Source organism: Lysinibacillus capsici (genome assembly GCF_003367505.1).
Taxonomy (GTDB): domain Bacteria; phylum Bacillota; class Bacilli; order Bacillales_A; family Planococcaceae; genus Lysinibacillus; species Lysinibacillus capsici.
In genome coordinates, this window is record NZ_PXXX01000015.1 from 201,672 (window position 1) to 227,858 (window position 26,187).

29 protein-coding genes are annotated in these 26,187 nt (G+C 39.4%); 22 read left to right on the forward strand and 7 right to left on the reverse strand.

The window, feature by feature from the left end:
* Nucleotides 1–36: 36 nt before the first annotated feature.
* On the reverse strand, nt 37–804 hold the full coding sequence (locus C7B89_RS14340) for a sporulation protein (RefSeq protein WP_115673974.1): 768 nt from the start codon (nt 802–804) through the stop codon (nt 37–39).
* A gap of 111 nt (nt 805–915) precedes the next feature.
* Between C7B89_RS14340 and C7B89_RS14345 the strand changes: the two genes are divergently transcribed.
* From C7B89_RS14345 to C7B89_RS14355, 3 genes are all read left to right on the forward strand, one after another.
* Nucleotides 916–1,770: a LysR family transcriptional regulator gene (locus C7B89_RS14345; RefSeq protein WP_115673975.1), complete on the forward strand. Its 855-nt coding sequence runs from the start codon at nt 916–918 to the stop codon at nt 1,768–1,770.
* A gap of 76 nt (nt 1,771–1,846) precedes the next feature.
* Complete coding sequence (locus C7B89_RS14350) at nt 1,847–2,581, forward strand: urease accessory protein UreH domain-containing protein (protein WP_115673976.1); 735 nt, start codon at nt 1,847–1,849, stop codon at nt 2,579–2,581.
* Nucleotides 2,582–2,622: 41 nt separating this feature from the next.
* Nucleotides 2,623–2,943: a YnfA family protein gene (locus tag C7B89_RS14355; protein WP_004229297.1), complete on the forward strand. Its 321-nt coding sequence runs from the start codon at nt 2,623–2,625 to the stop codon at nt 2,941–2,943.
* A gap of 44 nt (nt 2,944–2,987) precedes the next feature.
* Here C7B89_RS14355 and C7B89_RS14360 read toward each other — a convergent pair whose 3' ends face one another.
* The 3 genes from C7B89_RS14360 to C7B89_RS14370 all read right to left on the reverse strand — a co-directional run bounded on the left by C7B89_RS14360 (nt 2,988) and on the right by C7B89_RS14370 (nt 6,257).
* Nucleotides 2,988–3,752, reverse strand: coding sequence for a class I SAM-dependent methyltransferase (locus tag C7B89_RS14360; protein ID WP_066037450.1), 765 nt, complete (start codon nt 3,750–3,752; stop codon nt 2,988–2,990).
* Between the two features lie 262 nt (nt 3,753–4,014).
* Nucleotides 4,015–5,391 carry a Na+/H+ antiporter NhaC gene (nhaC, locus tag C7B89_RS14365; RefSeq protein ID WP_115673977.1) on the reverse strand — a complete coding sequence of 459 codons (1,377 nt, stop codon included), beginning with the start codon at nt 5,389–5,391 and terminating at the stop codon, nt 4,015–4,017.
* A gap of 101 nt (nt 5,392–5,492) precedes the next feature.
* Nucleotides 5,493–6,257, reverse strand: coding sequence for a sulfite exporter TauE/SafE family protein (locus tag C7B89_RS14370; protein ID WP_115673978.1), 765 nt, complete (start codon nt 6,255–6,257; stop codon nt 5,493–5,495).
* A gap of 390 nt (nt 6,258–6,647) precedes the next feature.
* Between C7B89_RS14370 and C7B89_RS14375 the strand changes: the two genes are divergently transcribed.
* From C7B89_RS14375 to C7B89_RS14410, 8 genes are all read left to right on the forward strand, one after another.
* On the forward strand, nt 6,648–7,268 hold the full coding sequence (locus C7B89_RS14375; RefSeq protein ID WP_004229078.1) for a DUF47 domain-containing protein: 621 nt from the start codon (nt 6,648–6,650) through the stop codon (nt 7,266–7,268).
* Between the two features lie 15 nt (nt 7,269–7,283).
* Entirely contained in the window at nt 7,284–8,300 is a 1,017-nt protein-coding gene (locus C7B89_RS14380) for an inorganic phosphate transporter (RefSeq protein WP_004229076.1), read from the forward strand.
* Nucleotides 8,301–8,688: 388 nt separating this feature from the next.
* Nucleotides 8,689–9,387: a response regulator transcription factor gene (locus C7B89_RS14385; protein WP_054550906.1), complete on the forward strand. Its 699-nt coding sequence runs from the start codon at nt 8,689–8,691 to the stop codon at nt 9,385–9,387.
* On the forward strand, nt 9,384–10,832 hold the full coding sequence (locus C7B89_RS14390) for a HAMP domain-containing sensor histidine kinase (RefSeq protein ID WP_115673979.1): 1,449 nt from the start codon (nt 9,384–9,386) through the stop codon (nt 10,830–10,832). Before C7B89_RS14385 ends, C7B89_RS14390 begins: the two co-directional genes overlap by 4 nt.
* Nucleotides 10,832–11,902 (forward strand): LolA family protein, encoded by a 1,071-nt coding sequence (locus C7B89_RS14395; RefSeq protein WP_048390502.1) that lies wholly within the window; start codon nt 10,832–10,834, stop codon nt 11,900–11,902. Before C7B89_RS14390 ends, C7B89_RS14395 begins: the two co-directional genes overlap by 1 nt.
* Before the next feature lie 9 nt (nt 11,903–11,911).
* Nucleotides 11,912–12,133, forward strand: coding sequence for a hypothetical protein (locus C7B89_RS14400; RefSeq protein WP_004229062.1), 222 nt, complete (start codon nt 11,912–11,914; stop codon nt 12,131–12,133).
* 109 nt (nt 12,134–12,242) lie between these two features.
* The gene (locus C7B89_RS14405; protein ID WP_048390387.1) at nt 12,243–12,458 is read left to right on the forward strand and encodes a hypothetical protein; all 216 of its coding nucleotides are present in this window, start codon (nt 12,243–12,245) and stop codon (nt 12,456–12,458) included.
* A gap of 103 nt (nt 12,459–12,561) precedes the next feature.
* Nucleotides 12,562–14,337, forward strand: coding sequence for a cation:proton antiporter (locus C7B89_RS14410; protein WP_115673980.1), 1,776 nt, complete (start codon nt 12,562–12,564; stop codon nt 14,335–14,337).
* Between the two features lie 232 nt (nt 14,338–14,569).
* Here the strand turns inward: C7B89_RS14410 and C7B89_RS14415 are convergent, their stop codons facing one another.
* Nucleotides 14,570–14,923, reverse strand: a complete 354-nt coding sequence (locus tag C7B89_RS14415) for a DUF4260 domain-containing protein (protein ID WP_048390391.1) — start codon at nt 14,921–14,923, stop codon at nt 14,570–14,572.
* Nucleotides 14,924–15,349 (reverse strand): MerR family transcriptional regulator, encoded by a 426-nt coding sequence (locus C7B89_RS14420; RefSeq protein WP_048390393.1) that lies wholly within the window; start codon nt 15,347–15,349, stop codon nt 14,924–14,926.
* Between the two features lie 123 nt (nt 15,350–15,472).
* Here C7B89_RS14420 and C7B89_RS14425 point away from each other — a divergent pair, with 123 nt between their 5' ends.
* From C7B89_RS14425 to C7B89_RS14435, 3 genes are all read left to right on the forward strand, one after another.
* Nucleotides 15,473–15,979 (forward strand): sigma-70 family RNA polymerase sigma factor, encoded by a 507-nt coding sequence (locus tag C7B89_RS14425; protein ID WP_115673981.1) that lies wholly within the window; start codon nt 15,473–15,475, stop codon nt 15,977–15,979.
* A complete protein-coding gene (locus tag C7B89_RS14430) occupies nt 15,972–17,162 on the forward strand; it encodes a hypothetical protein (protein WP_115673982.1) in 1,191 nt (396 codons plus the stop codon). Before C7B89_RS14425 ends, C7B89_RS14430 begins: the two co-directional genes overlap by 8 nt.
* Before the next feature lie 221 nt (nt 17,163–17,383).
* On the forward strand, nt 17,384–18,832 hold the full coding sequence (locus C7B89_RS14435; protein ID WP_115673983.1) for a tetratricopeptide repeat-containing diguanylate cyclase: 1,449 nt from the start codon (nt 17,384–17,386) through the stop codon (nt 18,830–18,832).
* A 51-nt stretch (nt 18,833–18,883) separates the two neighbouring features.
* Here the strand turns inward: C7B89_RS14435 and C7B89_RS14440 are convergent, their stop codons facing one another.
* Complete coding sequence (locus C7B89_RS14440; RefSeq protein WP_115673984.1) at nt 18,884–19,432, reverse strand: GNAT family N-acetyltransferase; 549 nt, start codon at nt 19,430–19,432, stop codon at nt 18,884–18,886.
* Between the two features lie 165 nt (nt 19,433–19,597).
* On the opposite strand from C7B89_RS14440, the gene C7B89_RS14445 reads away from it, so the two are divergent.
* The 8 genes from C7B89_RS14445 (at nt 19,598) to C7B89_RS14480 (ending at nt 26,170) form a co-directional block, all read left to right on the forward strand.
* Nucleotides 19,598–20,068 carry a DUF2975 domain-containing protein gene (locus C7B89_RS14445; protein ID WP_048390401.1) on the forward strand — a complete coding sequence of 157 codons (471 nt, stop codon included), beginning with the start codon at nt 19,598–19,600 and terminating at the stop codon, nt 20,066–20,068.
* A 10-nt stretch (nt 20,069–20,078) separates the two neighbouring features.
* Nucleotides 20,079–20,300 carry a helix-turn-helix domain-containing protein gene (locus C7B89_RS14450; RefSeq protein ID WP_004229042.1) on the forward strand — a complete coding sequence of 74 codons (222 nt, stop codon included), beginning with the start codon at nt 20,079–20,081 and terminating at the stop codon, nt 20,298–20,300.
* Nucleotides 20,301–20,418: 118 nt separating this feature from the next.
* Nucleotides 20,419–21,069, forward strand: coding sequence for a TetR/AcrR family transcriptional regulator (locus C7B89_RS14455; protein WP_115673985.1), 651 nt, complete (start codon nt 20,419–20,421; stop codon nt 21,067–21,069).
* Between the two features lie 56 nt (nt 21,070–21,125).
* Nucleotides 21,126–23,444, forward strand: coding sequence for an ABC transporter permease (locus C7B89_RS14460; RefSeq protein ID WP_115673986.1), 2,319 nt, complete (start codon nt 21,126–21,128; stop codon nt 23,442–23,444).
* Between the two features lie 5 nt (nt 23,445–23,449).
* Nucleotides 23,450–24,205, forward strand: a complete 756-nt coding sequence (locus C7B89_RS14465; RefSeq protein WP_115673987.1) for an ABC transporter ATP-binding protein — start codon at nt 23,450–23,452, stop codon at nt 24,203–24,205.
* Between the two features lie 104 nt (nt 24,206–24,309).
* The gene (locus C7B89_RS14470) at nt 24,310–24,828 is read left to right on the forward strand and encodes a sigma-70 family RNA polymerase sigma factor (RefSeq protein WP_115673988.1); all 519 of its coding nucleotides are present in this window, start codon (nt 24,310–24,312) and stop codon (nt 24,826–24,828) included.
* The gene (locus C7B89_RS14475) at nt 24,815–25,477 is read left to right on the forward strand and encodes a TIGR04104 family putative zinc finger protein (protein ID WP_115673989.1); all 663 of its coding nucleotides are present in this window, start codon (nt 24,815–24,817) and stop codon (nt 25,475–25,477) included. The genes C7B89_RS14470 and C7B89_RS14475 overlap by 14 nt, the downstream gene beginning before the upstream one ends.
* Nucleotides 25,478–25,618: 141 nt before the next feature.
* Nucleotides 25,619–26,170, forward strand: coding sequence for a biotin transporter BioY (locus tag C7B89_RS14480; RefSeq protein WP_004229030.1), 552 nt, complete (start codon nt 25,619–25,621; stop codon nt 26,168–26,170).
* The last annotated feature ends 17 nt before the right edge of the window (nt 26,171–26,187 follow it).

Below are 26,187 nucleotides of genomic sequence, written 5' to 3' on the forward strand. Positions count from 1 at the left end.
GTAGCTGAAGTTAGGCTTCAACTACTTTTTAGTTCATTAGGCATGTTTTGAAATGATTTGCTGAAGCTTTGTTTGTAGTGTCGGTAGGTCATGCATCGTAATCGTTGTGCGAACATAGCTTTCATCCATATCTAATGCTTCAGCAAAAAAGCTACCAATGCCTTTTACTTTGCGATCAATTTGCATGAAAATCTCTGCAGAATGGTTGGATTGAGAAAGGAAAACTAATTCAAGCTCATCTAAATGGCCTCTATATTGTCCAGTGGTTACAAATTCAAATTCCTGGACAAATGGATAGTAGCCGCGGAAGCGTGAAGGAGCTTGTTCACATTCAGCTTCACGTAAACGGAAACCTAATCCACGAATTGCATCTAATATATGACCTGCTAGTGCTGTTGGCTCGACACGAATATAATCCTTATCACTCGGATCGACCGCATTTTTAATATCAAGACCCGTTTGAATCCATACCTGTGTTTTACCTGCACTAATCGGTGTTTCAAATGGCAATGTTAATGAAATAGGGAAGATTTTTTCCTCGCCGGCGCCCAGTGTGAAAGGCTCTGTTACTTTGACCTTCTGCAGTGCGGCAACCTCTGTATGTTTGTGATCATTCGACTCACGGATATAGGTCGTATTGACGGATAGGTAAATCGTGTCGACCTGTTGCTCAACTTGACCGCCACGCACAATGATTTCACCCTGCATGACCTCTCCAGCACGATAAGTATCCTTCTCCAATCTTGTATCCACTGTCGCTGAACCTATACCAATACTTGCTAATGCTTTATGAAAAAAAGACATCTTTCATTCCTCCTACTGACATCGTTAGCTATACATACGCTTATGTTGAAAAAAGGTTTCAAGACTTACAAATTTTTCGTTATACTAGTTGAAAACGAAAGAGGGATGGCGATGGAGACAGAGTGGCTACGCACATTTATAGTGGCAGCACAAACTGAAAACTTTCGAGAAACAGCTGAAAAACGATTTATTACACAATCGACTGTAACGAAGCATATCCAGCATTTAGAAAGGACATTGCAAACCCCATTATTTAATCGACAGAGCAAACAGGTGACGTTAAATCAGCAGGGTGCTTATTTTCGTCTGCAGGCACAAAAAATCCTGTCCGCTTTAGATGAAGGGCTACAACAAATGGATTCCTTTGTAAAAGGCTACACCGCTAAGCTTACGATTGGCGTTGCTCCGCAAATAGCGAATTCAACATTACCAGCTATTATTACAGCATTCCAGCATCGAAAGCCCTCTACTCAGGTAGTGATAGAACTTTTAAAATCCAATGAAATTGGGGAAGCGGTATTTACTGGTGTAATCGATATGGGCTTATCCAAATTAACCTCAACTCGTGAGCTTCACACGGTAATGCTTGCACAAGAACCATTGCATTTAATTGCTCCTATTGCTAAAAAGGAATATGATGCTTTCACCCTTTTACAGCAGGAAACGCTTTTCACACATGAATATGCGCCCTATTGGCAGGAAGTACAACAGGTGCTACAGCAATTTACTAGCCATCAAACAATGCATATTAATCAAACAGAGGTAATCAAGCATTTCGTCAAGCATGGTCTTGGTATTGCCTTGCTGCCTAAGAGTGTAATTGAACCAGATTGTCAGCAAAATCTTCTACATAGCTATTCAGTAAAAGAATTTTCTCACATTGTATCGGATACTTACTTGCTTACAAAGTATGTCTCGGCTGATTATGATGATTTTTTAGTAGCGTGTAATAGCGTGTATGGGTAAAGCCGTTTTCTGCACTGTTTATTCATAATGTTCCTTTATACTATTTTAGTATAAATAATAGATAGAGGGTGTTTAGATGTATAGTATATTGTCCACCATTAGTCAGTTTATTAGTGAACCGCTTACGCAATTTGTACAGGGCTATGAGCATTCTGCCCTGATGATGGCCATTCTTCTTGGCTTGATAGGTGCCTTTGCTCCATGTCAGTTAACAGGTAATATGAGTGCCATTACATTTTACGGCAATCGAACACTTCAAAAGAGCAGTAATTGGCAAGAAATTATGTTTTTTATAGTGGGGAAAGTGGTTGTTTTTAGTGTGCTTGGCTTTTGTGCTTGGCTTTTTGGGCAATCATTTGAAACAAAGATGACCGGTTATTTTCCAATCTTTCGTCAGGCTATTGGGCCGATGATGCTGCTAACAGGGCTGGTGCTAATCGGTTTATTCAAATTAACCTTTCTACAACGTTTAACATCGCTGCTGCCGCCTGTAGTAAAAGAGGGGAAATTTGGCTCGTTCTTAATGGGTGCTAGTTTTTCTATTGCCTTTTGTCCCACTATGTTTGTTCTATTTTTTGTATGGTTAATGCCCCTTGTGGCGAGCACTTCCTATGGGCTGCTTCTACCTAGTATTTTTGGCGTAGCGACCGCTGTACCGCTCATCATCATGCTTCTGTTGATCTATGTCTTTGATGCCAAGCGTATTATCCTACGAAAAAGTATGAAAATGGGAAGAGCTATTCAAATGACAGCAGGTATCCTATTAATTTTAATCGGAATAACGGACACCATTACATATTGGAGTATGTAGGACATGTATAATAGAGTGAAAATGAGAAAGAGAGATACAGTATGATCGCTATATTATTATTTATTCTTGCGGGAATTGGTGAAATAGGTGGGGGCTATTTAATTTGGCTTTGGTTACGAGAGGGTAAACCTTTTTATTGGGGCATTATTGGCGGTATTGCACTTGCTCTGTACGGCGTTGTTGCAACATTCCAGTCCTTCCCTACCTTTGGCAGAGTTTATGCAGCCTATGGTGGGGTATTCATCGTGTTGTCTATTTTATGGGGGTGGGGCATTGATGGCAAAAAGCCCGATCATTTAGACTTTATTGGCGCAGGGATATGCTTAATAGGCGTCATTGTAATATTGCTGCCTCGCTCTTAGCATTGAAAAAAGGTTACTACAACAGAATAGTAACCTTTTGTAATCTATTTTTTACGAGCAATAAAGCGCAGACGATAATAATCAATGACCCATTCATTCTGTTGGAAACAAGTTGGCTTTAATAATTCCTCACATGTCGCATAAACCTGCTCTTTCTCATCAGCCTTTAAGTGCTGTAGAAGATTTTCACTAAACATGACCAACCAGTTGCGAAGCCCATCCTGCCCTTGAAGTGGTGTAGGGCGTTTATAGAGTGTGATATTCTCGACCTGAAAGCCTGCCTTTTCTAATTTTGATTGATATTCCTCGACGCTTGGAAAATACCAAGGGAAATAGTGGTCGATATAGGGAAATTGTAAAGATTCCATACTTTTTTGCAGAGCCCAAATGATAGATGCAATATTGCCTTGTCCACCCATTTCAGCAACAAAGCGTCCACCGTTCTTCAGTGCACCATAGACATTTTCGATAACTACATCAGGTTCCTTCATCCAATGAAGTGCGGCATTGGAGAAAACGGCATCAAATTGCTGAGAAAAGTGCATCGCTGTAGCTTCCATCGTTTGAAAGTTAATGGCAGGATATTTTTGCTGAGCAGCTAAAATCATTGTAGCCGACGCATCTACTCCGAGCACAGAAGCTCCAAGTGCTGATATGTCATTAGCCAAATCTCCTGTACCACAACCCACATCTAAAATATGTTCATTTTTTTGCGGCGCTAGTAGATTGACTAAGCTTGTACCCAATTTTGACACGAAATCATGCTTTTCATCATATAAATGAGCATTCCATTTTGTTTTTGTTGTCATCCTCTTTCATCTCCTTTAGTAGAGCATAGCAAAGGAGGTCATCCAACAGAAATGCGAAAAATCATGAATTTTGATTCCAAATTGGAATGATAGCTTTCTCTCCAACAGCTAGCTTTACACGCTATCAAATTTCCGAGCCGATAAGGGATTAAAATTATTTTATACAACACATAGTCAAGGTAGTAAGAAATGGTGTTTCCACAAAAATTTTGAGTAAAATAAAAAGGTAGCTGATGTTGTTTTCAGCTACCTTTTGTTATGGTTAAAGCTTTGTTAATGTTTTGCCACTCCAGCCAAACAAGATCGTAAGAATTGGTCCAAGTAAACAGAAGAAGGTGAATGGTAGGTAATCCAGTGTGGAAATACCGAGAACACTTGCGATAAAAATACCACAAACACTCCAAGGCACAAGAGGGTTGACAACCGTACCAGCATCCTCCATGACGCGTGAAAGGTTTTTTGGTGCAAGCCCAACCTTTGCAAATTGTGCCTTAAAGGCCTCCCCAGTTAATAGAATGGATAAGTACTGTTCACCGATCAATGTATTGACACCGATGCCCGTGATGGCAGCACCCGTAATAACAGAACCAGCACTTTTAAATAAGCTTTCGACCTTCGTTAAAATGCTTTGAATAATGCCTAGTGTGAATAAAAGGCCACCCATTGTTAAAGCAAGTAAGACAAGCGCGATTGTAAATAGCATACTATTCATCCCACCACGAGTGAGCAAGGCATCTACCTCTTTATTACCAGTTTGAGAGACATAGCCATCAAACAGAATTTTGAAGACATCTGAAGCGGGAACTGGGTCAAGTAGAGAGCCAAGACCTACTCCAATAATGGACACAACAGCCAATGTAATGACTGCAGGTGCCTTGTAAAAAGTCATGATTACGAGAACAACAATTGGCAATAATGTATACCAATGAATAAGTCCTGTAGACAGTAAACCCCCTTTAAATTGCTCCACTGTCTCAAAGGATGTAGCAGCTCCTGTTGGGGAGATAATAGCATAGAGCACAAAGGAGATAAGAAAAGCAGGGATGGTTGTCCAGCCCATATTTTTAATATGCTCAAAAAGGTCTACACCAACTGTACCAGAAGCAAGATTGGTTGTATCGGATAATGGAGACATTTTATCTCCAAAGAAGGCCCCAGAAACAATCGCTCCAGCTGTAATGGTTAGCGAGATATCCATAGCTCCGGCAATGCCCATAAATGCTACACCAACCGTTGCGACAGTTGTCAGAGAGCTTCCAATTGAAATACCAACGATACTACAAATTAAAAACACGATAGCAAAGAAAAAGTTTGGCGACACAGTTAAAAAGCCATAATAGATAAGGGTTGGGATCGTTCCACCCATAATCCAGCTGGAAATTAAAATGCCAATAAAAAAGAAAATAAAAACGGCGCCAAGTCCAGCGCTAGCACCAGCAATCATACCACCCTCAAGATCGCGAAAGGGTACTTTTTTCAGTAATCCATAAGCCAGTAAAAGGGCAATCACAAGAAAAATCGGGATATGCGGCGTAGCCTTTAAATAGCCAATACTATAAGCCATTATGGCGATAATTAAAATAGTGATAAAGCTTGCCTCAAGAAATCGAGGGTTACTCTTTGCTTCTATTCGAAACATGTGAATCCTCCTAATAAATACTTCTGCGCTTCAATGCGGTGAAGCCCAAAAGTATTATAGCACGCTAATATTTTTTGTCAATTGACTGAAAATTGGCGGTCTCAATGAAAGAAATTATCCCAGGCATTTTTCAAAATCAATAAACATGTCATGACAATAAAGATGACACGCATCATGCTCGTTCCACGCTTCAGCGCAAATTTGGATCCAAGGATTGCCCCAAAGATCATGACAAAGCCCATCGAAAAACCATAGAGAAAATGAACTTCTCCTAAAACTAAAAACATGATTAATGCCGCTAAATTTGAGGTGAAATTAAAAGCTTTCGCATTACCAGCAGCTTGGAGAAAATCATAGCCCATCATTAATAGAATAAAAATAAAAAATGAACCCGTACCTGGTCCAAAAAAGCCATCGTAAAAGCCAATAGCCGCAAATGCACCTATATAGGCTAAATGTTTGGCTGTACTAAGTACACGCTCTTGATATTGCTGTCCCCAATCTTTTTTAAACATTGTATAAGCAGCTACAAGGACGAGCATAACAAGCATAAGTGGTTTTAAAATAGCAGGGGACACAAGATGGACAGTAAAGGCACCGAGTAAAGACCCTACAAAGATAAAGGGGAGGATTTTTCCGATTTTCTTGATATCAACTTTACCTGCACGTAAAAAAGTTAGCATACTTGTACCATTACTAATGGTATTGGCCAGTTTATTTGTGGCAATGGCTGTACTTGGAGGTAAACCAACAGCCATTAATGCAGGTAAGGAGATGAGCCCACCACCTCCAACAATCGCATTTAAAAAAGATGCGATAAAAGCAAGTAGTAATAATATTGTGAGTGAAAGTAAATCAATATCCATAAATATACTCCCATCTTTCCTCATTGCGTTTTAACATAGCGTACTGCGGAAGTCAAAAAATAACAATGAAATTCCAGCATTTTCATGTAAATTTCGTTTACAATTCCTTAACATTTCACAAGACAAACAAATAAGCAGAAAAAAGTTTATTTCAAGTATTTTTATAAAAATAAAAGAAAAAAGGGTCATTTTTAAAGAAAAAATAGTGATTTTTAATATTTGATTTCCAACGTTTACAACTTGCGAAATAGCTTAAAAATAAATGTGGCAAATTTTATATTACAGTTTTGTAAAATCAACATCTTAGTGTTTAAAATTTTGTAGAATTGTGTAAATGTTTTGTTATGATGGTTCAGAAATTGACAATATTTTTTCAACAGGAGGAACAGGATGTTCAACTCAAATAAGCAAGATCCATTTTTTCAGTCACTATTAAAAATCGCGAAAAACGTGAATGAGGGTATCTATTATGCTCATAATGCCCGTATTCAAGATATAGATGCGCTAAAAGAAATTGCAGATACAATGAAGCAATACGAAACAAGTGGCGATAAATTAATCCATGAGCTAATCGTTATGCTGAATAAATCCTTTATGACGCCAATTGAGCGTGAAGATATTTTAGCATTAGCCAATAAATTAGATGATGTGATTGATGGAATGGAAGGCTGTATTGCGCACTTCAATATGTACAACCTAACAGAAGTAACAGAGCCAATGCGTCAATTCCTCACATATATTGCGAAAAGCACGGACGAAATGGTACAAGCCATGGAACTGTTAAATAGTAAAAAGCTTGTGGAAATGCGTAAACATGCTATTCAAATTAAGGACAATGAACGTGAATGTGATGAAATTTTCCGTTCTTCAATGAAGCAATTATTCATCCAAGAAAAAGACCCAATGCGTTTGATTGTTTTCAAGGATATTTATGAGCAATTTGAAGACATTGCGGACAGCTGTCAAACAGTAGCAAACACAATTGAAACAATAATTATGCGTAATGCATAAGATGGAGTGTACGAAATGGATACGATCTTATTAATCACCATATTAGTCGTTATTTTCGCACTTGTGTTCGACTTTATTAACGGCTTCCATGATACAGCCAATGCGATTGCTACCTCTGTATCGACCCGTGCCTTAAAGCCACGTACTGCGGTTTATATGGCAGCAGTAATGAACTTCGTCGGAGCGATTACATTCGTTGGGGTAGCCAAAGCCCTAACAAAAGATATTGTGGACCCATTTTCTTTAAATGCCTATGATGGCGATATTACAGGTTCTGTTGTTATTTTAGCAGCCTTATTATCTGCCATTACATGGAATTTATTAACATGGTATTTTGGGATTCCATCAAGTTCTTCTCATACATTAATAGGTTCGGTTGCAGGGGCAGCTATTGCCGCAGCAGGATTTGATATTTTGAACTATGCTGGGTTTATTAAAATTCTTCAAGCACTTATTTTTTCACCATTACTAGCGTTCGCAGCTGGTTTCCTGATGATGACATTATTAAAAGTCATCTTCAAAGATATGAATTTATATCGAACGAATAAAGGCTTCCGTACAATGCAAATTGGGACAGCAGCCTTACAATCCTTTACACACGGGACAAATGATGCGCAGAAGGCAATGGGTATTATTACCTTGGCGCTAATCGCCGGCGGCCTACACCAAGGAGATGATATTCCTTTCTGGGTACGTTTTGCTGCAGCAACTGCGATGGGTCTTGGTACATCTGTCGGAGGCTATAAAATTATCAAAACGGTTGGCGGTAAAATCATGAAAATCCGCCCAGTAAATGGGGTAGCAGCAGACTTAGCTTCTGCATCGATTATCTTTGGTGCCACATTAATCCATTTACCAGTTTCTACAACACATGTTATTTCTTCATCCATCATGGGTGTCGGAACAGCACACCGTGTTAAAGGCGTTAAATGGGGGATGGCACGTAAAATCGTTACAACATGGGTCATCACGATGCCAATCTCTGCTGTCATGGCAGCATTGATTTACTATATTCTAAGTTTATTTTTCTAGTTCGCTAAGGAATGCACAATCACAGTGCATTCCTTTTTTAATGGGATAAAAATGAAGGATGTAGCGGATAGAACCGGCAAAGTGGCGGATAACCCGGTTAAAGTAGTGGATAGAACGGCAAAATTGGCGGATAGCCCGGTTAAAGTAGTGGATAGAACCGGTAAAGCTGAAGGATAGCCCGGTTAAAGTAGCGGATAGAACCGGCAAAGTGAAGGATAGCCCCACAAAATTGGCGGATAGCCCAGGCAGGAAGAAAACTGCTTCGATGAAATCGGTAGCCTCCTCCCCTTGTATAAAGTGCGGATACGCTCTAAGGTAATTATAAAGAAAGTGTAAAGTTCGGAGAAAATCGTTTTTTCCGTAGTAAGGTGAATGCAGGAGGAAAATGATGAAGGAAAAATTACTACTGATTGAGGATGATACAGCGATTGGGCGCATTGTGAAGGATACGCTAGAACAGGAGGGCTATTGTGTGACATGGGCTACTACGGGCCTTGAGGGACTGGAAGATTTTCAAACGCAACCTTTCGATTTAGTGCTAGTGGATTGGATGCTGCCAGAAATGGATGGGTTAACGGTTTGTCAAAATATCCGTTGGGAGAGTGATGTGCCAATCCTAATGATGAGTGCCCGCAAGGAAGATGCGGATAAGGTGGAGGGCTTGCAGGGGGCAGACGATTATATCGCTAAACCATTTAGCTTAGAAGAATTAAAGGCACGAGTTGCCTCTCATCTTAGACGCTGGCGACGCTACCACAAACAAGACGTGATAGAAGAGCATACTGCCTATGCGAATGGTTTAACAATAGATTGGCAACGACAAATAGTATGTGTTTATCAGCAAGAAATTGCATTAACTCAAAAGGAGTTTGCCCTTGTTAGGCTGCTAGCTAAAAATCCGAGTCAAACCTTTACAAAAGAAGAACTGTATCAGCATATTTGGCAGCAAGCAACGTTAGAGGACACTCATACTGTCACAGTGCATATCAAGGCACTGCGCGAAAAGCTCAAGGATTCTGTGAAAAACCCAAATTTCATTCAAACTGTGTGGGGTAAGGGCTACCGTTTTATTGGTGAACCATTATGAAAATAAAAGCGTGGTTACTAATTATGTTTTTTATTGTAATGGTCATACCCATAGTAGGAGCTTATAGCCTTTATGTGTGGATTAATGCTTATTACCAAGATAAAAATGTGGCGGAGTACTTTGACAAGTGGACAGAGCTAAATCAGGTAAAAGATGTCGTTGACAATCCAGTGCTTTATCAAAAAAATGCCGATTTTGAGGAGATAGAGGAACTTACCAATGAGAAGCTGGCGATTACCCTCTATACGAAATCTGGCTATGTTTTATTTTCCTCCAACCCTTTGCTAACGGGCTATGTAGGGAAAGAGCGCATGTTAAATGGTTTATTTGATTTACAGCAAGCATACAACGCCTTTACATACAAGGAGCCTGTATATCTAAAAGGTGATTTGCTTGGCATCTATGAAATTCAATTAATACGAACAGATTGGGTAAAGGGTGTAGAAAAGCGTTCATGGCTTGTCATCGCAAGCACGATCCTGTTGTTTCTTATCATTTATTTAACTGTCATCTTGTTGCTTCATCGGAAACTGAATCGGCCATTAGGTGAACTGATGCAGCACATGCGTCATTTTGCGAAAGGTCAGCATGTTAAATCAACTCTAAGCGTAAGAAAAGATGAGATTGGGGCACTCGCCAAAACATTTGAGGCGATGCAGGTTGAAATTGAAAAGACTCGGGCTTCCTTAAAAGCGGAACAACAGCAAAAAGAAATGATGATTGCAAGTATTTCCCATGATTTGAAAACACCCCTTACAGCCATCCAAGCCTATGCGGAATCTTTACAAAATAAAGGCTTATCAGAACAGCAGGTGGCAGAATATCAGCAGGTCATCGTTACGAAGGCAGATCGGATGAAGCATATGCTAGAGGATTTAATGATGTTTACCTTACTTCAATCAACGAACTATACATTAGAGCTCATTGCTGTGGATGGAGAAGAATTTTTTGACATGGCCTTGTCTGACTATGAACCGTTATGTGAGGAAGAAGGATTTACATTAAAAGTCTTCTGTGCCGTGGATGGACTCTATGCTGTGCATCCTAAACAACTTCAGCGTGTCATTGATAATTTATTGAGCAACGCCTGGCGTTATGGGGAAAAGGGGACAACAATAGGCTTAGCGGCAGTCAATGCTGGAAATGATCCCGAATGGGGCTTTGATTTCTTGAAGTCTGCTTTAAACAAGCAAGAAGGTATGTATATAATTGTGCAAAATCACGGAAGAGGCATACCACAACAGGACATTGTTAAATTATTCGAGCCAATGTATCAAGCAGATTATGCGAGATCAAAGGCTGGTGAACGAGGAACAGGACTAGGCTTAAATATTACAAAACAAATTATTGAAAAACATGGGGGTACTGTCGAACTGCTTTCTAGAGAGAACATTGGAACAGCGGTAATTTGCTGGCTACCACCTTATAAAGGAGTAAATGAATGATGAATTGGAAAAGATCTTGCCGAGCAGCAGGCTTAATTGCTGTTATGACATTTAGCTTGGTGGGCTGTAATTCAGAGGCAACTTATACACCTCAGGAAATTATCGACCAAGCCCTTCAAGAATCGAAAGAGCCACTCACTTATTATGGCGAATATACGTTAGATATGGGAGAGCTAGGTGGTAAAGCTCAAGTGAAGGAATGGGTAAAGGATAGCAATAGACGGATAGAAATGACAGGCGATAATGGTGAACATGTTATCACAGTTAAAAATGATGCTAAAGTGATTAGCTATGATGTCACTGAAAAGACAGCCTACACAATGGATTATTCACAACCTGAATTAGACAGCTTGCAATCACCTAAAGATCAGGTACAGCTTATTTTTAATATGGTTAAAGATACGCATGATATTAAGATAGCAGGAGAAGAGAAGGTTGCAGGTAGAGATACCTATAAAATCGTCGCAAAAACGAAGAAAACGGAATCGTTATTTGGCGATATCGAAGCATGGATTGACAAAAAAACTTGGCTGACATTAAAAATGAAGACAGATAGTGCAGGGACTCATATGCTCACTGAATATTCTAAGATTAATTTTGGTGAAAAAATAGATGCTCAACAATTTACACTAGATTTACCAAAGGATGTAACGATTCAGGAAATTAGCGGACAGGATACTTCTGAATCCATTTCATTGGACGACGTAAAGCAGCAGCTTGAAAAATTTTTATTAGTACCAGAAGTAAATGGTCTAACGTTAGACAACATATCCATGGTTAAAGGGATAGAGGAACGACCAGAATACTCTTTCGATTATGTTTTAGATGGAGAGCTAGCCTTTTTTGTCACGATTTTTAAAGCAGATGCTAGTGTTGCAGATATTGGTCCCATTTTAAATGAAAAAGAAATAGATATTCGAGGACAAAAAGGCACTGTTATGGATGGTGAAAATTTCCGTTCCCTTGCTTGGCAAGAAAACGGCTACCAATATAGTATGGTTGGACAAAATCCAGAATTAACAGTTGAGGATCTTTTAAGCTATGCGCAACAAATGACCGTTGTACAATGAGGTGATACTATGAAAAAAGCGCAAGGACTAAAATGTCTGGCATTATTTTTATTTACCACTATTTTCTTATATGGGGTAGGAGAAACATATGAGGTGTCTTGGCTACAATTTCACTTTACGGGACAATATCAGGATGTAGGCTTTTATTTCAGTTTTACATCCCTCATTCCAATATTAATTGGATTGTTAATGGTGGGTCTATATGAATCATTGTTAAAAAGATTCATCTAAATAATTTGGAGCAGGATCAGAGTGGAGGATCCTGCTTTTTTTATGGTAGAAATAGAGTTGGTATATTACAATATTTATGTAAAGAGGATATTAATAGGAGGTTTCTTCAATGGCTACATTTCTACATGGCTTTGCTCAACAACTCATTTTCCCCTTGTTTATGATTTTATGCTTTTATTTCACATTAACTTATTTTCATCATCTAAAGACAGGCGATGATCGTGGTATTAAGAACACAAAATGGGCTGCAGTGGTATGTTTAGCTTTCGCTTTGGTTGCACCAGCGCTTTATAATGTGATTACGTTTATGGTCATGATGAGGTAAAGTGATAATTTTGGCACAATACGTACATAATGTAAGGTAACAGGTTTAGTCCTTCTAAAATGAGGGAATATACATTCATCCTAGGATATTGTAGGTGGTACATATGTTTGACAATTTACTATTTCAGTTACCTTTTATTATTTTTATCGGTTTGTTTTCACAGTGGTTAGCATGGCGTTTTCGCATGCCTGCCATTGTCATTATGAGTATCGCTGGGCTAATTATTGGTCCGTTTACAGGGTTAGTGTCTCCAAAAGAGACATTTGGCCCTATTTTTCATACCATTATTTCTCTGGCAGTAGCCGTTATATTATTTGAAGGAAGTTTAAGCCTTGATTTTCGAGAAATACGTGGCTTTAAGAAGTCCATATTGCGTATTTCCACAGTAGGGGCAGCCATCGCTTGGATTGCAGGCTCTACTGCCGCGCATTTTGTTGCAGGGCTATCATGGCCAGTCTCTTTTGTCATTGGTGGATTATTTATTGTGACAGGTCCAACCGTTATTTTGCCTTTATTGAGACAAGCAAAATTGAAGGAGCGACCAGCAGCTATCTTAAAGTGGGAAGGCATCGTTGTAGATCCTTTTGGCGCATTGTTAGCGCTATTTGCGTATCAGGTCGTTTTGGGTATATATCATTTAGAAGGTGGGACATCTCTAACCGTTTTCTTTGTTTCCGCCTTTTTAGCCGCCCTGTTAGGAGGGGTCGTCGGTTATGTAATGGGGCAATGCTTGGAGCGTGGTTTAATTCCAGAGTTTTTGAAATCACCTCTGTTACTTGCTACTATTTTACTTGTTTTTGCCCTAAGCGATGCCATCATGCATGAGACGGGCTTATTGGCTGTGACAGTGATGGGGCTTGTGATGGCAAATATGCATTTAACAAGTCATCATGAGCTGTTGCATTTTAAAGAAAATATTTCGGTTATTTTAATTTCAAGTGTCTTTATTATGCTGACGTCGTCTTTAACCATCGATACGTTATGGCAAATCGTTGATTGGCGTATGCTACTATTCGTGCTAGCAATGATGTTTATTGTTCGACCGTTATCGATTTGGATTGCGACCATTAATACGGGCTTAACATTTGAAGAACGGGCCTTAATTGGGTGGATTGCACCGAGAGGGATTGTAGCATTAACCGTTTCAGGTTACTTTACAACGGCACTACAAGACGTAGGTTTTCAAAGTGCACAATTATTAACAGCGCTCACATTAGCACTTGTTTTTGCGACAGTGGTTGCCCATGGCTTTAGCATTGGCTGGCTTGCGAAAAAATTAGATCTACAAGCTTCCACTGGGAAAGGTATTGTGATTGTAGGCGCTTCTCCATTTACAACACAGCTCGCAACGTCCCTGCAAAATAACGGAATTGATGTGTTGATGATGGATCGTGCATGGGAAGATTTATCTGCTGCTCGACAAAATGGTATTAAGACGGAAACAGGTGATATTTTAAGCGAGCATACTGAGTTTTATGTTGATTTAACCCCATATGATCAATTAATTGTAGCAACAAAGCAGGACGCCTATAATGTCCTTGTTTGTGCAGACTTTGTTCCAGAATTAGGGCGTCTCAATATTTTTCAAACGGCTTTACATTCTACAGACCCCAAAAATTACTCACGGAAGTACGGGGGACAGCTTCTTGTCGATGCACAGCATGATATTCATCAGCTCAATGAACTGATAGAGCAAGGTGCACAACTTCGTCAAACGAAAATTACAGAAGTATTTACATGGAAGGATTATGTAGAACAAAATCCTCATGCCGTCTGGGTGTATGCTATAACACAGGATGGAGCTATCGTGTTGGATATGGTCAATAAATATGACGATATAAAACATGAACCACATACTATTATTAGTTTAATTCGCTAAAACCAGCCACCTGTTTGTGCAGGGCGGCTGGTTTTTTGATGCAAGAGAAAGGAGACTAGTTGACTGAAAATGACCATGCTTGGAATTAGTGTTCTGCCTGTTTTATACAAAACAAGAACAGCTAGCTTAAAGAGAGAATCCTACCCCAAGAGAGCATTTAATTAGGAGATTTTTCTAACCCATTTCTACTAAAAATCGCAGTGTTAAATGGCTAGCCATACTTTCCTCCTCATTACGCAATCTGCTGTAAATGTGTCTTCTTAAAAGCGTCATCATATTTTAAACCATAGCCAAGTGCGCGATCTAAGAAAATATGTGCGAGCCAAATCAGGGCAGCCATCAGAGGTATTGATGTAGTCGTTAGTAAACCAATCACCATCAACATGGCAGGTAGCACAAAACTATGCCCCATATTATAGAAAAGAGCGCCTATTTTTGTATTGATGAGATAGCCAACCATGGTGATGTCTGGGAGCAATAAAAACACAATAAAATAAAGCCATGGAAAATTTAGATGACCATAGAAAGAAGCTGTGATGATGAAAGCAAGGATATATTCGATTGAGATGATTTTACGTAGTGACATTTAACCACGACCTTCCAGTAAATTTTGATACATATCCTCAATGAGTAAGGCAATTTTTTCTTGATTTTCTTCAAATTGTCCGTCAGCCATTAACGTTTTTGTCAGTTGTAACGAATGAAGCGCATGCTGATAGAATCGTAGTTGCTGCTCAATTTGGGCAATCTTTGTGGAAAATAGCTGTACCGTTTCTTCATTACATGCTGTTGAAATAGGCTTTTGTTCGAGTGTCAGTAAATGTTTAATTTCTTGAAGCGTAAAGCCTAGCTGTCGTAAAACGATAATAAATTTCATTGTATGTTCACACATGGCATCATACACACGGTAGCCATTGTCTTGTTTTTGCGGCTGTAAGAGTCCCTCTTTTTCATAGTAGCGAACGGTATCAGTTGTTAATTGAAATTTCTCGGCGAATTGTTTAATTTTCATGTAAGTACCTCCTAAATTCATCCTAACATTGGAGTATGCTCCAAGGTCAAGGTGCTTGAGGAAAAAATTTAAAAAAATGAAACGGTCATTCAGTGGCAGTCGTTTATAGTGTAAGAAGGGGAGGTGGACGGCATACTTGAGGAAATGATCGAAGAACATGCAGCACATTTATTACGTCTCGCCTATTTTTATGTAAAAAACCGACAAACCGCAGAGGATATTGTGCAAGAGGTCTTTATTAAATTTTCTCAGCGTGGTTATGAAGAACGTGGGCAGTTGCGTGCGTATTTATCCACTCTAACGATTAATCAAAGCAAGGATTATTTAAAAAGCTGGCATTATAAGAAATTACTATTACTAGAAAAAATATTTCCTATTCAGGGGAATAGACAACGAGATGAGCTTGTGGCAGCAGAGGAACGGTCACACATTGGTGCAGCTATTTTAAAGCTTTCACTTACCTATCGGGAGCCTATTATCCTTTATTATTTTGAAGAAATGAAAATTCGTGATATTGCCCAGCTACTTGGCATTGCGGAGAATACGGTGAAAACAAGACTGAAGCGGGCAAGAGAAGCATTAAAGCCTCATCTAAAGCAGGAGGAATGGGAGGTGCTTAGACATGAATGAGATACAGAAGGAATTACTCAATGTCGCTGGTGATATGACAGCAAGCAAAGAACGAGTCAAAAAACAAGTACTACAACAGTCTATCAATAGAAGGAAGCCTTTTCGTTTCACTCTATTAACCATCCTACTGACACTTTGTGTGGTGGGGTTTATGATGGTGCAGCTTCTTACGAACGAAACAGAGCAAACAACCTCACTATTTCATGAAAGACAGCTTGAGCATTTCGAACGTATTAATCGGCTAATGTGGCCAGGGAAAGAGCAGGAATTTTATAAAGAGGAAGCCTATCTATCGTATGAGAAGCTCGTTGCCGCCTACTATTTTGCGAAATCATTAGGGATTGATTATTCTAAGGCAGAGCTCGAGGCGGAGAGAAAGAAGCAGGTAGAACAGTTGGAAATGCTTTATCAAGCATCTGAATACGAAGCACTATTTCAGGGATTAGCACCGAAACAGTATGTTGAAACATATCTCGAGCCCCTTCTGCCGATGTATACAACGCGAACAAAGCTATATGCTCTCTATAAAGAAAAATATCCAACTTTTTATGCTTACCAAGAAGTAGCCAATATTGATGCCAAACGATATTTCCAAGCGCACTATACTGATCAGGCAACAGCCTTTCAGGAGGAGCATAACATCGTATTACGGACCAGTTCACATGGCTCTTCGATGGTCGGAACAGTTGCAAAGGTTGAATCGAATGTTTTCTTATTTATTGAAGGAGCGATTCCTGAGGACCTTGATCATATGACGGAAGAACAGCTTGCTGAAAAATATGAACAGGCCAATTGGTATCCTGTGCTGGATGATTTTCCTGTCAAGCAGGGGGATTATATTACTTTAACTTCTATGGGAACAGGCAGTATAGAGGAAAACGGGGTCGTAAGAAAATATGGTTTATTATCTAAACTGGAAAAGCTAGAGCCGACCATTACAAAAAAGCTTGAGCTAGAAAATGACAAAGAGGTCGCTCAGTTTTTACAGGATATCCCTTGGCAGCCCGCAAATTATATGAAAAGGCCACCCGAATATTCATTTGAAGTAGAAGGCGTCCGTATTGAAATGTGGAAGGGCTATGGCGGTTCAATTTATCTCCAAAAGGCTGGAAGCGGAGAAATTCACCTTAGTGCCAACAGAGCGAAGGCATTAATAGCCATCCTAGGCATAGAAGAATCTTAACAAGTCTCTTGAAAGAGGCTTGTTTTTTGTTTAGGGGAAAATTATAGTGAAAGTACCATATTAAAATAACCTTTAATTGAATGTAGGAAAAAATACACAGTGATTTTCTTTATTAGGCTGAATTACTTAATGTTGAAAAAATAAATGAGTCCAAAGAATTGTAATATTTTGAGGTCAAAGGTAGTATTAAAGAAGTAAGGATGAAGAAAAGGAGGGGCGGTATGAACGCACAAGAATTTGAAGAACTATGGATTACGCTTAATGAGTTATATAATGCGGATCGTTTTTTAGAATATATAGAAATAAGTAGTGCCGCAATTGAAAGTGCCATTAAGCTTGAAATGTACGATAAGGCTATCCTTCTATTACGTTATAGCTGTGCCAGTTATTTTCAAACGGGTGATTTACAGCTTTCTATAAGTGTTCTTGAACAATATCGTGAGTTAACCTTTCAACATGGCAACGATATTGATGTAATTCAATATTACAATTTAGCAGCCATTTATTGGGGAACATTTGGTCATTTAAAGAAATCAGAAGAGTTGATGCTGAAAGGCTTAAAAATTGCTGAAGCAATCCAGCACGTGGAGAGCATGGGGAAAATCTATAACAATCTGAGCGACTTAGAAATATCCATGGGAAGCTATCGGACAGCTAAGGAATTTGCCTTAAAAAGTTTATATTATGCGAATGCGTTTGAAATGAAGCATAAAGAGCCTTATACAGGGATTATCCATCCGAAGACAAACCTAGCTGTTGCACTTATTTGGCTTGAAGAATTTGAGGAAGCCAATACGATATTACAAGAATTAATGGCAACGATTCATCATCCACCCTATTCGAAAGTACAACTTGAGGTACTCAATGCCTATGCCTTCCTGTGTGAAAGACAGGGACGTATAAGTGAGGCCATAGATTTATATCAAAAGACAAAGCATTATGCTTTACAAAACAATGACCTTTCTCTACTTCAACTAATTTATAATTCTTTAGTGAAGCTAATTGAGGAGCAAGGCAATAAAATTGTATTATGTGCGATACAAAAGGAATATATAAATATTTTGTTAGAAATCCAGCGTGAAAACTATTCACATGTATTGTTTGAAATGGAATATAACGATCATAAGAAGCAGTTTGAAAAAAATGCCTATATTGATCCTCTGACGAATATTTACAATCGTCGCTATTTTGATGAACAGGCCAAAAAGATGGTCGAAAAGGCGGCTGAAAAACATCAGCAATTGGCCTTGATGATGGTGGATTTAGACCATTTTAAAGAAATCAATGACATGAATGGTCATTTATTTGGCGATGATGCTTTGACGAATACAGCCAAAACTTTACAGGACTATTTTCAGCCCTTTGAGTCCATTGTTGCCCGTTTTGGTGGGGATGAATTCATTGTGTTGAGTCAAGTAAAGGAAGGTGAATCAGTGCAAACATTGGCTGACAACCTGTATCAAACCTTAACGGCACTGTCACTAACAGTGAATAATCAAACGGTTCAGTTGGAATTTAGTATTGGTGTCAGTACGAATGATCATGGCAAAATTCAGAAAGTAGAAGAGCTTATCCAGCATGCGGATGAAGCGCTCTATAAATCAAAGCGTAACGGCCGCAACCAAATTACGCACTATAATCATTATTGCGATGTGGGAAATGGTATTTAAAAGAGAGAGAGGCATATCTACGAGGGAAGTGCCTCTTTCGTAAACGTGTTGCTAGTGTGATGGATTAAGCAAGCCATAAAACACAATATCTTCAAAAGTCCCGTTTTTATAAATATGATCCTTTAAGGTTCCCTCATAGCGCATGCCACATTTCTCCATAATTTTCCCAGAGGCGGGATTGGAATGGAAATACCGGGCATAAATACGATGATACTGTTTCTCCTGAAAGGCAAATTCTATCATCGCTTGAGCAGCTTCTGTTCCGTAGCCATTACCCCAATAAGGCTCTCCAATCCAATAAGCGATTTCTCCTCTTTGATGTTGGGATTGATTTGACAGTCCTATCGCTCCATATAATTGTCCACTTTGTTTGTCTGTTATCGCGAATTCGTAACTTCGATTTTCCTCAAAGTTTTGTTGATGCGTGGAAATCCATGATAATGCACATTCTAATGTATAAGGATAAGGTAAACTCAATGTGCTTTTATAGATCGCATAATTGTTACATAAAACACTTACTTCCTGTGCATCTGCATTCGTAAAAAGTCGAAGTATTAAACGTGTCGTTTCTATCGTCTTTTCGGTTGGCGAATAAATCATCGAATACCCCCTTTTCAATGGTTGGATTGATTATAGCACAATAAAAAGTAAAGTAAACCAAATAATGGGTGTTATAACGCATCTTGAATTGGAATAAAAATTTATTGAAAAACGATAAACTATATGATAAATTAAACAGGAGAATAAATAAAAGAGGTGCGTAAGATGAAACGAGAAACGCTCTTTTTAAAGATAGCTGTTTTTCTAATAGGTATACCCGTTCTTGCCTTATGTGTATGGGTGGTGCCTCGTGTTGCTTTGAATACAGTGGAGCATTCTCCCATTTTAACCATTGTTGCTTTAATTGGCGTCTATGCAACGGCTATTGCTTATTTTGTTGCGCTATTTACGACGATCAAACTATTAAGCTATATTGACCAAAACATTGCATTTTCAGAGCTGTCTGTCAAAGCTTTAATCAAGATCAAATATTGTGCAATTATTATTAGTAGTGTTTACGTGGTTGGCATGCCACTGATATACTATGCTGCGGAAGTAGACGATGCCCCAGGTCTTATACTTATTGGAATGGTCATTATTTTTGCTTCCTTTGTCGTGGCAGTATTTGCTGCTGTGCTGCAAAAGCTTCTAAAAAATGCCATCGATATCAAATCAGAAAATGATCTAACGGTTTGAGGTGAATACTATGGCAATGATCATTAACATTGATGTAATGCTGGCGAAACGAAAAATGAGTGTCACAGAGCTTTCAGAAAAAGTTGGCATCACGATGGCGAACCTTTCGATTTTAAAAAACGGCAAGGCCAAAGCCATCCGCTTTTCAACATTAGAGGCTATTTGTGAGGCATTGGATTGCCAGCCTGGCGATATTTTGGAATATCGGAAGAACGAGGAACTACAAAAATAAGGATCTGCGTAAAGCAGATTCTTTTTTTGTAGAAATTATTGCCAACAGAAGTAGTCCTATGCTAGGATAAAGAAAAGATATATCGACAGGCAGTCGGTCAATTATAAGGAGTTGTCTTATGAGAGAAATAAAAAAAGCGCAAGAACGCAGAAATGAAATATTAGATGCAGCGGATGAATTATTTGCACAGAAGGGATTTGATGGCACTAGTACGAGTAATATTTTGGAAAAAGTAGGCATTGCTCGAGGCACCCTCTATTATCACTTTAAATCTAAGGAAGATATTATGGATGCGCTCATTGAGCGTTATACAAGCACGATGCTAGCAAAGGCAAAAAACGTTGCAGCAGACAAGACTATAGCTGTAAATGAGCGGATATTGCGCGTTGTCATGGCATTGAATATGCAAAATGAACAGGGCGGACAGGAAATGATGGAGCATGTTCATAGGCCGCAAAATGCTTTGATGCACCGTAAAATACAGCAAGTGGTCATCAATCAAGTACCACCAATCCTCACTGCCATTATTCGTGAGGGCATTGAGCAAGGTATTTACCAAACGCCTTATCCCTATGAGTGTATGGAAATGATTATTGCTTATACCAATACGGTGTTCGATGATGATCTCGTCTTGATGACAGATGATGAAAGAGCTGCCCGTATTCCGGCATTGATTTTTAATATTGAACGAATGCTAGGGGTGGAGAATGGTAGCTTATTGTATATGATGCAAATGTTTGGAAATAAAGAAGAAGGCAGTACGAACTAAGTTTTTTAGGTCTTGTTAGGTTTGATGGCGATTAACAATATACAAAGAGGTGACTTATGTATTGGAAAATTGTTCGAAATGATATGGCGAATAGCAAGCTAATTACAGGTATGACCATGCTATTTGTGGCGGTAGCAGCTTTACTTGTCACACTATCAGCAGTACTTATTGTCCATTTGACAAGTGCAATTGACACGCTGATGAAACAAGCAGAAACGTCTCATTTTCTTCAGATGCATGCAGGGGAAATCGATCAAGTGCGGCTGACTGAATTTGCAGAGCAAAATAAATATGTAGATGAATATCAAATGAATGAATTTCTAAATGTGGAGGGCACGAAGATCAATATTGCGGGTACCACCTTGGCACATAGTGTGCAGGACAATGGTTTCAGCACACAAAGTGAGAAATTTGATTATTTACTTGATCTTGATGGTCATGTGATTGAAGTGGCAAATGGTGATATTTATGTACCTGTAAGCTATTGGAAGGACGGTATTGCCGACTTGGGGGATACTGTCATCGTTCAAGATCAAACCTTTACAATAGCTGGATTTCTAAGGGATTCACAGATGAACTCAATGCTGGCTTCCTCCAAACGCTTTCTTGTCAGTGAACAAGATTATGCAGCAATCCAGGAAGCGGGAACAGTTGAATATTTAATTGAGTTTCGTTTGAAAAATTTGGCGGATTTAAAGAATTTTGAGGAAGCCTATACAAGTGCAGGGTTAGAAGCAAATGGACCAACCATTACCTATAAGCTTTTTCAAATGCTGAATGCCATATCAGATGGGCTTATGATTGCTGTGATCTTGCTCATCAGTGTCCTTGTAGTCGCTATTGCGTTTATGTGTATTCGATTTACATTGCTCACTAAAATTGAAGAGGATACTCGAGAAATCGGTGTGATGAAAGCAATTGGCCTACGAGTGGCAGATATTCAGAAAATGTATTTAGCCAAATATGGCGTTATAGCTGTGATTGGTTGTATGCTCGGTTTTGCCTGTTCCTTCTTCCTTCGAGATATTCTATTAGAAAATATCCGTCTGTTCATGGGAGAAACAGACAAAGTTTCACTCATTTGGTTGTTCACGGGTCTGGGGTTGTTGCTCGTGTTTATCGTGATTATGGGCTATGTACAATCGGTACTGAAACAGTTTCGCAAGCTATCAGCCACGCAGGCTCTGCGCTTTGGCACAATGCAAGGAAAAGGGCAACATGCAAAATTATTGAACCTCAGCGCCAATAAAAGGCTACCGATTAATCTTTTCCTTGGCATAAAGGATGTGCTATCAAGAAAAACACTTTATGCGACAATGCTCGCAGTATTAGTATTGGCAACATTTATTATCATCGTCCCTCAAAACTTACACAACACAATTGCAGCTAAAAGCTTTATTACGTATATGGGTATTGGGAACAGTGACATCCGAATTGATATCCCACAAGGCAAGCAAAATGAACAACAGGTTTCAGCGGTGATGGATAGGCTTGAGCATGACACAGCCATTAAGAATTACACTGTTTTGACAACAAAAAAATTCACAACGATTGCTGAGGACGGAACAGCGCAAAACCTAAAAATAGAGCTGGGTGACCATACGATTTTCCCCTTAGAATATGCACACGGAGAGGCTCCAGTTGCTCCTAATGAAGTGGCACTTTCGGTGCTCAATGCAGAGGAGCTTCAAAAAAAGGTTGGCGATAGTTTAGCAGTGGTCATTAATGGACAGAAGAAAAATTTGAGGATTAGCGGTATTTATTCAGATATTACCAATGGAGGCAAGACTGCGAAGGCAGCTTTCTCTGACCATTCTACGGATAGCATGTGGAGTGTCGTCTATAGTACGATGGCAGATCCATCTCTTGTTGCAGATAAAAGGGCGGAATATGCAAAAACCTTCTCATTTGCCAAAGTGTCAGGTATTGATGATTATATTTATCAAACTTTTGGTACGACGATTCATGCCATCGAAAAGGCAGCTCGTGCAGCACTCGTCATTGCCTTATTGCTGTGTGTGCTCGTGACATTATTATTTATGAATATGCTGATTGCGAAGGATCAAGCGCCCATCGCTATCATGAAGGCATTGGGATTCACGAATGTCGATATAGCTACACAATATGCTGCACGTTCGATTTTTGTATTACTGCTTGCTATCTCGATGGGGACGTTGCTCGCAAACACGTTAGGTGAATATTTAACTAGTACGGTCATTGCCTCATTCGGGGCGGCTTCCTTTGATTTTATGATTAATCCACTAGCAGCGTATGTTTTTTGCCCACTAGCGCTTACAAGCGTTGTTCTGCTAGCTACGCTATTTGGTACGTCAAGGGCAGGGCAGGTAAAAATTATTGAGCATATAAAGGAGTAGAACCTATGAATATCGTAAGTGGTGAGCAAATAGCAAAGACGTTTCAGGTAGGTAAAGAACAGCATCCCGTTTTACTGGATGTATCAGTTGCCATCAATCAAGGGGAGTTTATTTCCATCATGGGCCCATCAGGCTGTGGTAAATCGACACTGTTGTATGCCCTTAGCGGGATGGACAGTATTGATCAAGGTCAGGTCATCTTTGATGGAATGGACTTAACGACATTAAGTGACAAAGAACTGGCTGATTTGCGTAGAACGAAAATGGGCTTTGTCTTTCAGCAGCCGACCTTTCTAAAAAGCTTAAATATCCTTGATAATATCCTGTTACCTGCGATGCGTGATGGGCGAAAAAATGTCAGGGCCTTGACAGAAAGGGCACTACAGATCATGAACAAAATGGGGATTGCAGACTTGGCAAAGCGAGATATTACACAAGTGTCTGGTGGGCAGCTTCAACGGGCAGGCATCTGCCGCGCCTTGATTAGCAACCCGCAGGTGATCTTTGGAGATGAACCCACAGGCGCATTGAATTCAACGTCTGCTCAGGAAATCATGGATTTATTAGCCTCCATCAATAGTGAAGGCACAACGGTGATGCTTGTGACCCATGATCCAAAGATTGCCGCAAGAACAGAGCGTATCCTTTTTATGTCTGATGGTGCTATCGTGAATGAATTGAGATTGCCTCGATTCACAGGCGCCGATTTAGACGATCGAATGGTCAAAGTTGTCTCTACTATGCAAAAAATAGGTATTTAGCTTGAAGAAATCCGTAATGATTTAAAAATTACGGATTTTTTTTTGATAAAATGAATCGCATTCGTTATGGCGACCGTCAGTAGTGTAGAAAGTAGGTGAGGGCAATGATGGCTATTGAACAGATAATCGAGGAGCACGGTGATTACTTATTGAAGGTCGCCTATCTATATGTAAAAAATAAGGCAACGGCGGAGGACATCGTGCAGGATGTGTTCATCGCCTTTTATCAAAAGCAGGGACAGTTTCGTCAGGAAGCATCCTTACGTACATATTTAGTGAAAATGACGGTTAATCGAAGTCACGATTATCTACGAAGTTGGAAAAGTAAACGACTGACATTGTTTGAAAAGATCACGGGGCGCACAACAGCTATGACACCTGAAAAGGAGATACTAGAGAAAACTGTAAAAAAAGAGCTGGTGGAAGCACTGTTTACATTATCAGTTGCCTATCGAGAGGTCTTGATTTTGTATTATTTTGAGGAGATGTCGACAGTGGAAATTGCACAGCTTGTACAATGTCCGGAAGCAACGATTCGCACAAGATTACAGCGAGCTCGTAAACAATTAGCAACAGCAATGGGTGACTTTGATTGGGAGGTGCTACGCCATGAATCAATTTAAAGAGGAACTATTAAAGGAGCTACAAGATGTCAAGCTCTCACAGCAGCGCAAACAGGTAATCGCGGAGAAAGCACGACGAAAAGTTCAACGTAAAGCAGATGGTCAATGGACGTATCGCATCGTGTTCGCAACCTTTACTATTTTTGTTATCGGTTTTAGCTATATCCTGACACAACAGAAGGGGCAACAGAGTTCAGGCCATCAGGCGGCTAGCCTACAGTCGGATAATTGGCATTGGTGGTCACTATTTGCTTCGGATTATATAAGAGGAATGATTTTACTGAGCATTTTTATAGGCGCTACATTTATTGTCAAACGCTATCTATTGAAAAAGGGGTATGGTTTACCTGTTTGTATTGAATGTGGGGAGAGTTGGTCTGAGAAGGATGCACGTAAATTATATCGTAAAAATAGTGAAATTGTGTGCCCTCATTGTGGACAAAAACAATACCGCACAAAAAAATCCATGCAAATCAGTGGTGTAATAACGATGCCAGTGCCGCTGCTGATTATGCTGCAGCATGTTTTCCATCATTTTGTTATCGGTCTCATTTTCTTTTTAGTGGGCATGTTCTTCTACCATTATCAAATTGCGCCATATGTGTTTAAGCTACAAGAGAAAGACCCGATGAATGAACCTTTATGGTAATGATTTTGGCAAGAAATTGCTAGGCTAATCTAGCAATTTCTTTTTTTATTCTAAAATAGATTGACAATGGTTTTCATTTGCTTTATCTTTGTGTTAACTTATTTTTATTATTAGTTAACGCACAAGGGGAGGCTTTTTACATTGAAAAAAGGAAGTACATATCAATATGTGTTAGCAGCATTTGGGGCAGCAATAATCGCAGTTTTAGCACAGGTAACAATCCCACTACCACTTATCCCGATTACAGGTCAAACGTTAGCGGTTGGAATTATCGTGACGATTTTAGGGACAAGATTAGGCACGTTATCTGTTCTATTATATATTTTACTAGGGGCAGCAGGTTTACCTGTATTTAGCGGTATGTCAGGTGGACTAGGAATTTTAGTTGGTCCAACAGGTGGATATATTGTAGGCTTCCTTGCCACAGCCATTATTATGGGCTTATACTTAGATAAATTTGGTATTACATTTACTCAAGCTATTATTGCGAATATCATTGGGATGATTGTTACATTAGCGTTTGGGACAGTGTGGTTAAAAATTGTAGCAGATTATACATGGACAGCTGCCTTTATGGGTGGTGTTGCACCATTTATCGTGGTTGGTATCGTCAAAGCGGTACTTGCAGCATGGATTGGTGTGATCGTTCGACGTCGCTTAGAAAGAGCGCACTTAATTGAAGCAATAGCATAGGACATGGGAGGAATTGT